Origin of the sequence: Mycobacterium pseudokansasii (genome assembly GCF_900566075.1) — a bacterium.
Taxonomy (GTDB): domain Bacteria; phylum Actinomycetota; class Actinomycetes; order Mycobacteriales; family Mycobacteriaceae; genus Mycobacterium; species Mycobacterium pseudokansasii.
Window position 1 is genome coordinate 1,504,617 of sequence record NZ_UPHU01000001.1, and the last position, 13,367, is coordinate 1,517,983.

General features: G+C 65.9%; 8 protein-coding genes, 1 tRNA gene and 2 pseudogenes. 7 read left to right on the top strand and 4 right to left on the bottom strand.

Annotated elements, in window-relative coordinates; translation table 11 throughout:
* Nucleotides 1–51 precede the first annotated feature (51 nt).
* The 3 genes and pseudogenes from EET10_RS06920 (at nt 52) to EET10_RS06925 (ending at nt 2,841) form a co-directional block, all read left to right on the top strand.
* Entirely contained in the window at nt 52–2,151 is a 2,100-nt protein-coding gene (locus EET10_RS06920) for an ATP-dependent DNA helicase UvrD2 (RefSeq protein WP_174719677.1), read from the top strand.
* A gap of 128 nt (nt 2,152–2,279) precedes the next feature.
* Nucleotides 2,280–2,574 (top strand): annotated as a pseudogene (locus EET10_RS31935) (hypothetical protein); the annotation flags it as partial.
* Nucleotides 2,575–2,577: 3 nt separating this feature from the next.
* Nucleotides 2,578–2,841, top strand: a complete 264-nt coding sequence (locus tag EET10_RS06925) for a WhiB family transcriptional regulator (RefSeq protein WP_036404428.1) — start codon at nt 2,578–2,580, stop codon at nt 2,839–2,841.
* A gap of 121 nt (nt 2,842–2,962) precedes the next feature.
* On the opposite strand, the gene EET10_RS06930 is transcribed toward EET10_RS06925, so the two are convergent.
* Nucleotides 2,963–4,306 carry a macrolide-binding ATPase MABP-1 gene (locus EET10_RS06930; RefSeq protein WP_036404425.1) on the bottom strand — a complete coding sequence of 448 codons (1,344 nt, stop codon included), beginning with the start codon at nt 4,304–4,306 and terminating at the stop codon, nt 2,963–2,965.
* Nucleotides 4,307–4,527: 221 nt separating this feature from the next.
* On the opposite strand from EET10_RS06930, the gene EET10_RS06935 reads away from it, so the two are divergent.
* Nucleotides 4,528–4,701: a hypothetical protein gene (locus EET10_RS06935; protein ID WP_023371764.1), complete on the top strand. Its 174-nt coding sequence runs from the start codon at nt 4,528–4,530 to the stop codon at nt 4,699–4,701.
* An 18-nt stretch (nt 4,702–4,719) separates the two neighbouring features.
* Here EET10_RS06935 and EET10_RS06940 read toward each other — a convergent pair whose 3' ends face one another.
* Both EET10_RS06940 and EET10_RS06945 read right to left on the bottom strand, forming a co-directional pair.
* Entirely contained in the window at nt 4,720–5,574 is an 855-nt protein-coding gene (locus tag EET10_RS06940) for a cyclodehydratase (RefSeq protein ID WP_122502757.1), read from the bottom strand.
* Between the two features lie 37 nt (nt 5,575–5,611).
* Nucleotides 5,612–7,003, bottom strand: coding sequence for a zinc-dependent metalloprotease (locus EET10_RS06945; protein ID WP_099188115.1), 1,392 nt, complete (start codon nt 7,001–7,003; stop codon nt 5,612–5,614).
* 78 nt (nt 7,004–7,081) lie between these two features.
* Here EET10_RS06945 and EET10_RS06950 point away from each other — a divergent pair, with 78 nt between their 5' ends.
* Nucleotides 7,082–8,104 carry a YlbL family protein gene (locus EET10_RS06950; protein ID WP_036404257.1) on the top strand — a complete coding sequence of 341 codons (1,023 nt, stop codon included), beginning with the start codon at nt 7,082–7,084 and terminating at the stop codon, nt 8,102–8,104.
* Nucleotides 8,105–8,181: 77 nt separating this feature from the next.
* Nucleotides 8,182–11,166, top strand: coding sequence for a UPF0182 family protein (locus EET10_RS06955; RefSeq protein ID WP_099188117.1), 2,985 nt, complete (start codon nt 8,182–8,184; stop codon nt 11,164–11,166).
* A gap of 47 nt (nt 11,167–11,213) precedes the next feature.
* Here EET10_RS06955 and EET10_RS06960 read toward each other — a convergent pair.
* A pseudogene (locus EET10_RS06960) lies at nt 11,214–12,418 on the bottom strand (RtcB family protein).
* A 581-nt stretch (nt 12,419–12,999) separates the two neighbouring features.
* Here EET10_RS06960 and EET10_RS06965 point away from each other — a divergent pair.
* Nucleotides 13,000–13,073 (top strand) — tRNA-Met (locus EET10_RS06965).
* Nucleotides 13,074–13,367: the final 294 nt, after the last annotated feature.

A 13,367-nucleotide genomic window follows, 5' to 3' on the forward strand; every position in this document is an offset into this window, starting at 1 on the left:
CGGCGCGTCGAAACGCCCGGCTTGTCGGCCGCCGCTGCCAAGATGGACGCTATGCCGATGGTCGTAGACGCACTGACCGCTGCCCTGGACGACGAGCAGCGCCAAGCCGTATTGGCTCCACGCGGACCGGTCTGCGTGCTCGCCGGAGCCGGCACCGGAAAGACGCGCACCATCACGCACCGGATCGCCCACCTGGTCGGCAGTGGTCATGTCGATGCCGGTCACGTGTTGGCGGTGACGTTCACCCAGCGCGCGGCGGGGGAGATGCGCGCCCGGTTGCGGGCACTGGGCACCGCCGCGCAGGTCGGTTCGGGCGTCGGCGCCGTGCAGGCGCTGACCTTTCATGCGGCCGCGCATCGCCAGCTGCGGTATTTCTGGCCACGCGTGGTCGGTGACATCGGCTGGCAGTTGTTGGACACCAAGTTCGCTGTCGTGGCCCGCGCGGCCAGCCGCGTCAGGCTCCAGGCCAGCACCGATGACGTCCGGGACCTCGCTGGCGAAATCGAGTGGGCCAAGGCTTCGCTGATCGGTCCCGAGGATTACCCGAGCGCGGTGGCGGCCGTGCGTCGGGACACCCCGTTGGACGTCGCACACATCGCGGCGGTCTACTCCGAATACGAATCCCTCAAGGTCCGCGACGACAGCGTCACCCTGCTCGATTTCGACGACCTGCTGCTGCACACCGCGGCCGCTATCGAACATGACGTCGCGGTGGCCGAGGAGTTCCGGGATCGCTACCGCTGCTTCGTCGTCGACGAATACCAGGACGTCACACCGTTGCAGCAGCGGGTCCTTTCGGCATGGTTGGGGGATCGCGACGATCTGACGGTCGTCGGCGACGCCAATCAGACCATCTACTCGTTCACCGGAGCCTCCCCGCGCTTCCTGCTCGACTTCTCCCGTAGGTTTCCCGACGCCACGGTGGTGCGCCTGGAGCGTGACTACCGGTCAACTCCGCAGGTGGTGTCGCTGGCCAATCGGGTGATCGAAGCCGCCCGGGGCCGGGTCGCGGGCAGCAAGTTGCGGTTATCCGGCCAGCGGGAGCCCGGTCCTGCCCCGTCGTTCCAGGAGTATCCCGACGAACCCGCCGAGGCTGCCGCGGTGACGGCGTCGATCGGCCGGCTAATCGAATCCGGCACTGCGCCTTCCGAAATCGCGATTCTGTACCGCGTCAATGCGCAGTCCGAGGTCTACGAGGAAGCGCTGACCGAAGCGGGCATCGCCTATCAGGTACGCGGCGGCGAGGGGTTCTTCGACCGTCAGGAGATCAAGCAGGCGCTGGTGGCGTTACAGCGTGCCGCTGAACGCGGTACCGACGCTGCATTGCCCGACGCGGTCCGCGGCGTTCTGGAACCGCTGGGGTTGACGGCACACGAGCCGGTGGGTGCCCGCGCTCGGGAACGCTGGGAGGGACTCACCGCTTTGGCGCAACTGGTCGATGACGAGGTGGCGCAGCGTCCGCATTTGCGGCTTCCGGGACTGCTGTCCGAGCTTCGGGCCCGAGCCGACGCGCGGCATCCGCCGGTAGTGCAGGGCGTCACGCTTGCCTCACTGCATGCGGCCAAGGGCCTGGAGTGGGATGCAGTGTTTCTGGTCGGATTGGCCGACGGCACATTACCCATCTCGCATGCGCTGGCGCATGGCCCAGACAGTGAGCCGGTCGAGGAAGAGCGCCGCCTGCTGTATGTCGGAATCACCAGGGCCCGAGTGCATTTGGCCCTCAGCTGGGCGCTGGCTCGGGCGCCGGGCGGTCGCCAGAGCCGTAAGCCGTCACGGTTCCTCAATGGCATTGCGCCGCAGACGCGTGCCGAACCGGGGCCGGGCAAAACCCGTCGCAACCGGGGCACCGCCCGCTGCCGGGTCTGCAACAAGGAGCTGACCACCCCGGCAGCCGTCATGCTGCGGCGATGTGAAACATGTGCGGGCGACATCGACGAGGAGTTGCTGCTGCAGCTGAAGTCATGGCGGCTCAACATCGCCAAGGAACAGAACGTGCCGGCCTACGTTGTCTTCACCGACAACACACTCATCGCGATCGCCGAGCTGCGCCCCGACGACGACGAGGCGCTCATCGCCATTCCGGGTATCGGTGCCCGAAAGCTGGAACAGTACGGAGGCGACGTTCTCGACATGGTCAGGCAGGCTCGCTGAGCAACGAAACCGCAGGTCAGAAAATCGGTTGTCATCGGCAGCCGTGACCGATTACCCTCGAAGCGCACTTCGCTGCCGGCGTTGAAGGCTGGCAAATCGGCAAGCGGTACGAGAGGAGGGTGGCCACGATGCTCGACATCAGCGTGTTCGGTGCGAGCGTGGCTGCCGCGGCGTCAACCGCGGGAACCCCTCATGCCGCCGCCGCACCGGCGGCAGCGGCTAAGCACCGCGTCGCCGCCGCGACTGACGCGTCCGTGGATCGGAGCCCAACGTAGACACTGCGTAACAGCCCCAGATTCGCCGAATGGCCACGGACCCAAGTCACCAGGATCCGTGGCCAGATTTTTTTGGGGGTCAACCTCCCTCACCTGGTCCGGATCACCTTCGAAAGACAGCCCCAAGACCAGGAAGCAGGTGAGCCAGAACATGTCAGCACTGACAGTCCCCAAAAATCGGCTGCCGGCGTTGCCATGCCATGTGGGTAATCCCGACCTCTGGTTCGCCGACACCCCAGCTGATCTCGAGCGCGCCAAGACGCTGTGCGCCGGCTGCCCGGTCCGGCGCCAATGTTTGGCGGCCGCGCTGGAGCGTGCCGAGCCATGGGGCGTCTGGGGCGGCGAGATTTTCGAGCGCGGCGCGATCGTGAGCCGCAAGCGTCCGCGGGGGCGTCCCCGCAAGGTCGCCGCTTAGGTGGCCCGGGCCTGACTCGCCAAGAGCTGGGCCCGGCCTTGTGGAGACATCGGCGCCATCACTCGGCGAAGGCGCACGACCGCCGGCCAGGTCTGCGCCGCCTGCCCGGCTCGGCCGCGTATCAGACCACAGCCGTATCGGGCTCGGCGAAGCCGGGAATCAGCTCCTCGGTCAGTGACTTGATCGGCACATGCGCATCCAGCTGGCAGAGGATCGCGGCCACCGACGCGATGACCCGCATCGGAATCGCCAACTTGGCCGGCAGGTCCATTTGCCGTGCCACCTTGATCTGCGCGACCGATCGGTCGAACTGACTCACGGTCATCCGCTGCAGCCACTTGCGGGTGTAGTGGAAGACGTCGACTTCGATGGGTTCGACGTACTGGCGCAGCATCTCGTCGATCTCCCGGACCGAGACCTGCTGTCCCTGCTGGATGAAACCGGCCTTCTCCATGGTCGGCAACAGCAGGTCGTAATTCTTGTCCCGGGCCAGCCGGATCGTCATCCCCAGCTCGATGGGGTAGCCGCCGGGCAGTGGTGCCACGGCCCCGAAGTCGATGACGCCCATTCGACCGTCCGGCAGCAGCATGAAGTTCCCGGGGTGGGCGTCACCGTGCAGCATCCCGAGCCGGCGTGGGGCGTCGAAGGTGAGCTCTATCAGCCGGGTCCCGATCAGATCGCGCTGCTCCTGCGTGCCGTTGCGGATGATCGCCGACATCGGCACCCCGTCGATCCACTCCTGGATCACCACCTTGGGTGCGCTGGCCACCACCCGCGGCACCGCGAAGTGTGGGTGGTCGTGGTAGGCCTTGGCAAAGGCCCGCTGGTTGTCGGCCTCCAACCGGTAGTCGAGTTCCATCTCGGTGCGTTCGATCAGTTCGTCGACGACACCTTGAACATCGGCGCCCGGCGAGAGCTGCCTGAGCACGCCGACCATGCGCTGCATGGTCTTCAGGTCGGCCCGCAGGGCCTCGTCGGCACCCGGGTACTGAATCTTGACGGCCACTTCGCGGCCGTCGGACCACACCGCCTTGTGCACCTGGCCGATGCTGGCCGAGGCAACCGGGGTGTCGTCGAACGAACTGAACCGTTCACGCCACTTCGTGCCCAGCTGTGCATCGAGCACCCGGTGGACCTTGGCCGCGGGCAGCGGCGGGGCATCCTTCTGCAGCTTGGTCAGCGCATCGCGATAGGGCTCCCCGAACTGCTCGGGAATGGCTGCTTCCATCACCGACAACGCCTGGCCGACTTTCATCGCCCCGCCTTTGAGCTCGCCCAGGACGGTGAACAACTGGTTGGCGGCCTTCTCCATCAGCTCGGCGTTGACCTCGTCTTTCGACTTGCCGGTCAGCCGTTTGCCGAAGCCAAGAGCCGCCCGGCCGGCCATGCCGACCGGAATGCTGGCCAGCTTGGCGTTTCGCGCGGCGCGGCCGCGTTTGATGTCTGACACATACCCATCATCCATGACGGTTGCGCCAACCGGGTATTGATCCGGCATCAACCGGCCGCGCGTGCACGGCTGGCCCGGGCGGCTGAGCACCGGACCGACGGCCCCCGCCCGCCTTCGGCTCGCCGGATGACGGTGGATTTTCGGATCGCCGCGGGCACAGCCGCTATGTAGTCTCTTGCAGGTCGCAATGGTGTGACGCATCGATCCCCACATCCGGAGGGTGGACCGCCAAAGCCATGTCAGCAAAACAAACGCAGCACGACACCGCCGACGCATTGTTCAGGGCGATCATCGAAACGCTGGACAAGCACCGCAAAGACGGCACCTTGACCGAAGGCGTGCTGGACGATTTGGCCAGAGCCTACGCGGCGGTCTCCACGAACGTCCCGGAGCAGGGCCGCCTCGGCTAGATGCCGTCGCGGCCACCGTCAGCACGAGCACAACGGATGCCGGGTCCATTGGCGCGCCACGATGGAGCCGGCGTTGAGGTCGAACTCCAGCGTGGCGTCGAGAGCCGACGGCGGATCGTGGTCGGCTTGTTCACCGCGCACAGCGGCGATCACCCGGTTGACCTGGCTGAGGGCGAGCGCGGCCGTTGCCAGCAACGTCGCTCGGTCGGCCACTCCGACGGTGTCGCGCAGCTGTGCAGCGATTGCCGGCCACGCGCAGTCCACGTCGCTGCGGTGCAGATCGGCGCAGCGTAGGCAGCTCGTCACGCCCGGGATAACCAGCGGCCCTACCAGGCCGGTGCCGTCACGAACCCGAACGAGCAGGTGCGCAATGCCCTCGTTGTGCATATCGCGCACCAAACGTGGATCGGCCACCAGATAGTCGGACAACACCACCAAATCCACGGTGCCGCTGCCGACCGCGGCATGCGGTTGTCTACTCTGCCCGACCCGCGCCCCCGAGCAGCGCAAGGCCTGCATCAGCAGGTCTGACAACGGTCCGCGACCGTGGATCCGAATCGACGCCGCGCGGCCCGGGCAACCTCGATGCCCGCGGGTCGCGACACCGGCGCCGACCAATTGCCTGACGAGGTTCACCACCTCCTCGCCGTCCACCAATCCCTGGCTGACGGCTTGGCGCTGCAGTTCGGTGATCGGCGTCGGCGAGCGCATGGACCGCAGTAGCGCGGCCACCGACGAAGCCGCCAGGCCGCCGGGTGGTTGCACCAGGACGGCCCGGCGGGGATCCCAGCCCACTTGCACGGCACCGTCGGGCCGCAGGAGCACCGGCATCGCCGGATCAAGCGAATACAAGGTGGGAACGGCCCGCGGCATGACCAGAAACTGTGCCACGCCGGCCTCGGCGAGCGGTTCAGTTATCCACAGCGCCGGGCCCGGAGTCCTCCGGGCCGCCGGTCTCACGGTCGAGTTCGGCGATCGCCTCATCGATGCCGCTGGTGTCACCGCCGATGACCTGGTCGATGAAAGCGGCCGGGTCGTCCAGATCGTCGGCCGCGGGCAGCAGGTCGGGGTGCTGCCACACCGCGTCTCGAGCGTCCACACCGGCGGCCTGGGTCAGGCGCTCCCACAGCGCGCCGGCCTCCCGCAGTTTGCGTGGCCGGAGCTCCAGCCCGACCAGGGTCGCGAACGTCTGTTCAGCGGGACCGCCGCTGGCCCGGCGCCGGCGCAGCGTCTCGCTGAGTGCGGCGGTGCCCGGGATGCGCTCGCCGAGCGCATCGGTCACCACGGTCTGGACCCAGCCCTCGATCAGGGCGAGCAGCGTCTCGAGACGCTCGAGCGCCTGGATCTGTGTCGGTGTCGCCTTGGGCTCGAATACTCCCTCGCCCAGCAACCGCTCCATGGCGGCGGGATCGGTCAGCGTGGCCGGATTGAAGTCGCGGGCCAGCTCCTCGATTCCGGTCATGTCGATCTTCATGCCCTTGGCGTAGGCCTCGACGGCGCCCAGCAGCTGCCCGGCCAGCCAGGGAACGTGGCTGAACAGGCGATGATGGGCGGCCTCACGGGCGGCCAGGAAGGTCAGGATCGCGCTGCGCGGTTGCTCCAGGCCAGACGAAAAGTCCTCGACGGCAGCAGGCAGGATTGCGGCCACTCCCTGAGGTCCCAGCGGCAGCCCGATGTCGGTCGATGTCAGCACCTCCTGCGACAACCGGCCGAGTGCCTGACCCAGCTGCGAACCGAACGCTATGCCGCCCATCTGCGACATCACTGTGAGCAGCGGGCCGGCCATGCTCTTGGCCTCCTCCGGCAGCGACGACGCCCAGACCGTCGAGATCTGCTCAGCCATCGGATCGCACAGTCGCTTCCAGACGTCCAAGGTGTTGTCCACCCAGTCGGTGGGGCTCCAGCCCACCGCCCTGGTGGTGCCGGCGGGCAGTGAGGTGGCCCCGTCCAGCCAGGTCTCCGCCAGGTGCACCGCGTCGGCGATCGCGGAGTTGGTCCCCTCCGGGATGGGCGCCATGAAACCGACCGAGCTGGCTGCCACCTGGCGGGCCAGGGCGTAGTTGACCGGTCCAGAACTCTGACCCGCGGTCATCGCGCTGCCGACACCGCCGAACATCTCGCCCAGGCGGGTGAAGATCTGCCCCAGGTCGGCCATGGCGAAATCCCCGCTGAAACCGAACGGGCCCAGCGGGTTAGCGCCCGAGCCGGGGTCGGGTTCGTTCTTCCCGCGCTTGTCGCGGTCGGGGTCGTCTCCGGAGGAGAAACCGAAAGGCAGGTCAGCCATACGGTCAACGGTACCCATCGGGGCAGAAGAAAGCGCCATCCGCCGTCACGCTCGCAGCTGAACCCGCCTCGGCGGGGTCCGTCTAGTCTATGCGGCGTGAACAGGCGGATTTTGACGTTGATGGTCGCGCTGGCGCCGATCGTGGTGTTCGGCGTGTTGCTCGCGGTCGTGACGGTGCCGTTCGTGTCGCTGGGACCCGGCCCCACGTTCGACACCCTCGGCGAAGTCGACGGCAAGCAGGTGGTCGACATCGAGGGCACTCAGACACACCCGACGTCAGGTCATCTCAACATGACGACGGTGTCCCAGCGTGACGGTCTGAGTCTGGGCGAAGCCATCACACTGTGGCTCTCCGGGCAAGAACAGCTGGTGCCCCGGGATCTTGTTTACCCGCCGGGCAAGTCGCGCGAGGAGGTCGACAAGGCCAACAACGCCGATTTCAAGAACTCCGAAGACAGCGCCGAGTACGCGGCCCTGGGCTATCTGAAGTATCCGGAGGCGGTCACCGTCGCCTCGGTCAACGACCCCGGCCCGTCGGCGGGCAAGCTGAAAGCCGGTGATGCGATCGACGCGGTCAACGGCACGCCGGTGGCCAATGTCGAGCAGTTCACCGGATTGCTGAAGAACACCAAGCCCGGCCAGTCGGTGACCATCGACTTCCGCCGCAAGAACGAGCCGGGCGGTGTGGCGCAGATCATGCTCGGCACCAACAAAGACCGCGACTACGGCTTCATGGGGGTGGCGGTGCTGGATGCGCCGTGGGCGCCGTTCGTGGTGGATTTCAACCTCGCCAACGTGGGCGGCCCCTCGGCCGGGTTGATGTTCAGCCTTGCGGTGGTCGACAAGCTCACCACGGGTGATCTGGTCGGGTCGACCTTCGTCGCGGGTACGGGCACCATCTCCGTTGACGGCAAGGTCGGCGCTATCGGGGGCATCACGCACAAGATGGCCGCCGCGCGCGCCGCGGGCGCCACGGTGTTTCTGGTGCCGGCGAAAAACTGCTACGAGGCGGCCGCCGACACCCCGCAAGGCCTGCGTCTGGTGAAGGTCGAGACACTCGGCCAGGCGGTGGACGCCTTGCATGCGATGACTGCCGGAGCCCCGACGCCACGTTGCTAACGCTCCGAGATGCGTACAGTTGTGACCGTCTAGACAAATCTGCGGCAGCAGCCAAAACCGAGCAGGGAGCGTAGCCAGTGGGGATGCGGCCGTCCGCACGGATGCCGAAGCTGACTCGGCGTAGCCGGATTCTGATCTTGATCGCGCTGGGTGTCATCGCGGTGCTGCTCGCCGGTCCACGCCTGATCGACGCGTACGTCGATTGGCTGTGGTTCGGCGAACTGGGCTACCGGTCGGTGTTCACCACCGTGCTGGTCACCCGGATCGTGGTGTTCCTGGTGGGGGGGCTGTTGGTCGGCGGCATCGTCTTTGCCGGGCTGGCGTTGGCCTACCGTACCCGGCCGGTCTTCGTGCCGAGCAACGACAACGACCCGGTGGCGCGTTATCGCGCACTCGTGTTGGCCCGGCTGCGACTGGTGGGAATCGGCGTGCCGGCGGCGATCGCGCTGCTGGCCGGCATCGTCGCGCAGGGATACTGGGTTCGGATCCAGTTGTTCTTGCACGGCGGTGATTTCGGCGTCAGGGACCCGCAGTTCGGGAAGGACCTTGGCTTCTACGCCTTCGAGTTGCCGTTCTACCGGCTGGTGCTCAGCTATCTGTTCGTGGCCGTGTTCCTGGCGTTCGTGGCAAACTTGTTGGCGCACTACATCTTTGGCGGTATTCGGCTTTCGGGTCGCACGGGTGCGCTGAGCCGCTCGGCGCGTATCCAACTGGTCAGCCTGGTCGGGATGCTGGTGCTGCTCAAAGCCGTCGCCTATTGGTTCGACCGCTACGAGCTGCTGTCGCACAGCCGTGGCGGTAAGCCGTTCACCGGTGCCGGCTACACCGATATCAACGCGGTCCTGCCGGCGAAGCTGATCCTGATGGCGATCGCGTTGATCTGCGCGGCGGCGGTGTTCTCCGCAATCGCCCTGCGGGACTTGCGGATTCCAGCCATCGGTCTGGCCCTGCTGCTGCTGTCGTCACTGATCGTCGGTGCCGCCTGGCCGATGATCGTCGAGCAGATCAGCGTCAAACCCAATGCCGCGCAGAAGGAAAGCGAATACATCAGCCGCAGCATCACCGCGACCCGGCAAGCCTACGGCCTGACGTCCGACGTGGTGACTTATCGCAACTACACCGGCGAGGGTCAGGCGACCGCGCAGCAGGTCGCCGCCGACCGCGCCACGACCTCGAACATCCGGTTGCTCGACCCCACGATCGTCAGCCCGGCGTTCACCCAGTTCCAGCAAGGTAAGAACTTCTACTACTTCCCCGACCAGCTGTCGATCGACCGCTACGTCGACCGCAACGGCAACCTGCGTGACTACGTCGTCGCGGCGCGGGAACTCAACCCCGACCGGCTGATCGACAACCAGCGCGACTGGATCAACCGGCACACCGTGTACACGCACGGCAACGGATTCATCGCGTCGCCGGCCAACACCGTGCGCGGGATCGCCAACGACCCGAACCAAAACGGCGGTTACCCCGAGTTTCTGGTCAACGTCGTCGGCGCCAACGGCACCGTGGTGTCCGACGGGCCGGCGCAGCTGGACCAGCCGCGGATCTACTTCGGACCGGTTATCTCCAACACGTCCGCGGACTACGCGATTGTCGGAAAGACCGGCGCAGACCGGGAATACGACTACGAAACCAGTACCGAGACCAAGAACTACACCTACACCGGCAGCGGCGGTGTCCCGGTCGGCAGCTGGATTTCCCGCACCGTGTTCGCCGCGAAGTTCGCCGAGCGAAACTTCTTGTTCTCCAACGTGATCGGTTCGAACAGCAAGATCTTGTTCAACCGGGATCCGGCGCAGCGGGTGGAGGCGGTGGCGCCGTGGCTCACGACCGACAGCGCGGTGTACCCGGCGATCGTCAACAAGCGGCTGGTGTGGATCATCGACGGCTACACCACCTTGGACAACTATCCCTACTCCGAGCTCACGTCGCTGTCGTCGGCGACCGCCGATTCCACCGAGGTGGCGTTCAACCGGCTGGCTCCCGATAAGAAGGTCTCCTACATCCGCAATTCGGTGAAGGCCACCGTCGACGCCTACGACGGCACCGTGACGCTGTACCAGCAGGACGAACGGGACCCGGTGCTGCGGGCATGGATGCAGGTCTTCCCCGGCACGGTCAAGCCCAAGAGCGACATCGCGCCCGAGCTCGCCGAGCATCTGCGCTACCCCGAAGACCTGTTCAAGGTGCAACGGATGCTGCTGGCCAAGTACCACGTCAACGACCCGGTGACGTTCTTTTCCACCTCCGACTTCTGGGACGTGCCGCTGGACCCGAACCCAACCGCCAGCAGCTACCAGCCGCCGTATTACATCGTGGCGAAAAACATTGCCAAAGACGATAACTCGGCCGCATACCAGTTGATCAGCGCGATGAACAGGTTCAAGCGCGACTATCTGGCCGCTTACATCAGCGCCAGCTCCGATCCCGCGACGTACGGCAAGATCACTGTGCTGACCATCCCGGGACAGGTCAACGGTCCCAAGCTGGCCAACAACGCGATCACCACCGACCCCGCGGTATCGCAGGATCTGGGTGTGATCGGACGCGACAACCAGAACCGGATCAGGTGGGGCAACTTGCTCACCTTGCCGGTGGCTCAAGGTGGGCTGCTGTACGTCGAACCCGTCTATGCCTCGCCGGGCGCCAGCGACGCCGCGTCGTCGTACCCGCGGCTTATCCGGGTGGCGATGATGTACAACGACAAGGTCGGATACGGCCCCACGGTGCGTGATGCGCTCAACGGGCTGTTCGGGCCCGGTGCCGGTGATGCTGCGGCAGGAATACAGCCGACCGAGGCCGGCGTGCCGGCGAATCCGCCCGCCAACCCGCCGCCGCCGGCCACTGGACCGGGCGGAACCCCGCCGCCGACGGCGGTGGTACCGCCGCCCCCGGATGGGGCTGCGACCTTGTCGCCGGCCAAAGCCGCTGCGCTGCAGGAGATCCAGGCTGCAATCGGCGCGGCGCGGGATGCCCAGAAGAAGGGTGACTTCGCCGCCTACGGGTCAGCGCTGCAGCGGCTGGACGAGGCCATCACCAAGTTCAACAACGCCAAGTAGGGCTCTAGCGATCACCGCGATCACCGCGATCACCGCGATCACTGGGATCACAGTCCCTTGACGTTCATGGTCTGCCGCAGTGAGGTCACGACGTCGACGAGCGGTTCGGCATCGGCCATGACGCGGTCGATGTCCTTGTAGGCCTGCGGGATCTCATCGATCCACTCTTTGCCATGGCGGTATTCGATGCCCACCATCGCCGCGGCCAGATCCTGCTCGGTGAACAGTTGCTTCGCCTTGGTCCTGCTGAACCGGCGGCCGGCCCCGTGCGGGGCCGACCATAGGCCGTCGTGGTTTCCCTTGCCGCGCACGACATACGAGCGGGTGCCCATGGATCCCGGGATGACTCCCAGCATGCCTTCGGTGGCATCGATCGCGCCCTTGCGAGTCAGCCACACGTTTCCCCGTCGAGCCGGGTGGGGGCCGTGTAGTTATGGTGGCAGTTAATGCGTTCGGTCTCCACGCGTTGCGGTTGCACACCCAACCACGAGGCGAAGACGTGGATGAATCGATCCATCATCTCAGCGCGGTTGAGGTAGGCAAAGCGTTGCGCCCACTTCAAATCCCTGATGTAGCGGTCGAACTCAGGCGTGCCCTCGTTGAGGAATGCCAGGTCGCGGTTTGGCACCTTGATCAACGGGTCGCCCGAGCACTGCTGCAGGGCGATGTTGATGTGCCGCTGCGCGATCTTGTTGCCCACGCCGCGGGAGCCGCTGTGCAGGAACAGCCAGACGTTGTCGTTGTTGTCGACGCAGAGTTCGATGAAATGGTTGCCGCCGCCGAGAGATCCCAACTGCTGCATCCATTTTGGGCTGTGGGAGAGGTCCACATCGAGGTCTGCCTGCAGTTCGAGGAGCTCGTCGTGCTTCTTGGCGGTGAACGGGAACCGCTGCAGCTTCTTGTTGTAGTTCCCCGGGGACGGCGGGATCGCATCCTCGACCAGGCGCCGCAGCGTCGGCAACTCTTGGGCGTACTCGCCGCCGAATCGGGCTGCCAGATCGCGCTCGGTGAACCGCGTCTTGGCCGCGACCATGCCGCAGCCGATGTCCACCCCGACGGCCGCGGGGATCACGGCGCCCTTGGTGGGTATGACGGTGCCGACGGCCGAGCCCTTACCAAGATGAGCGTCGGGCATGAGGGAGACGTGCGGGTGAACGAAGGGCATGGATGCGGCGAGGTTTGCTTGCTCGACGGTGTTAACGTCGATTTCGCTGGCAAAGTTGAGTAGCTTCGGCCCGAGGCGTTGGGGCATAGTGAACTCCTTCGGACGCGATTATAGTCGGCGGCGTGAGTGCGGGTGGGGCAGCGGGCGTGGATCATGTTGCAGCTGTTGGATTTTCACCGAAAGCGCGCCGAGTTGCAGTGCTGTCGCCGACGGTGGCGACTTAACTTGCACCGGCTACGGCCTGGGATGCTATCTGCCCGAAATGGCCGGGCGCAAAGTACTTTTTGGGTGGCTGGTTGGAGGCCAGTACGGGTGGCCACGGCTTGGTGGCGGCACTCGTTAAGCGCGGCTGGCCGGCGAAGGCGAAAGTGACCGGGCAGCGCCGGTGTCGGGTCGGCCGCGCTGCGGACCGATCTGCCCGACGCGGTCGCCATAGGCGCCTTTTCGTAGTGACTTTGATGCTTAATCCGGCGCGGGAGCCGAAGCGCTGTGGCGCGACGACGGCGCCAGGGCTTGGAGGCGATTTTAGGTCGCTTCGGACCAGCGTCGGCTTGTGTCGGCCAGCCCGGACCGCATAGGCCGGGTTCGTCTGGTTTCAGCTGCGCCGGGGCTGCTGGCCCTGCGATTTGGTCCACGGTCGTAGTGTTCGGTAACCTGGCATTCACCATCGCGGGGTGGAGCAGCTCGGTAGCTCGCTGGGCTCATAACCCAGAGGTCGCAGGTTCGAATCCTGTCCCCGCTACTAGCGGAAATGGCCCTCAGAGATCTCTCCGGGGGCCATTTTCATGCGCTTTGGGAACACTTTTGGGAACATTAGCGTCGTTAACGAGTGCATTGCAGGCTGCATTGCGTGAGGCTGCCCGACGCTAGGATGGGCGTTTGAGATCACCGATAGGAGGTGTGGCTCGTGGCACGTCGCGTTGTCAAGAAAGACGTCGTGAAGCGAATCGCTGTGCGGTCCACCAAGGCGTCGGCGAAGCTGGAGAATCGGACAGTCCCTGCTGGCTATGTGCGGTCGGCGTCGGTGAAGAAGTTT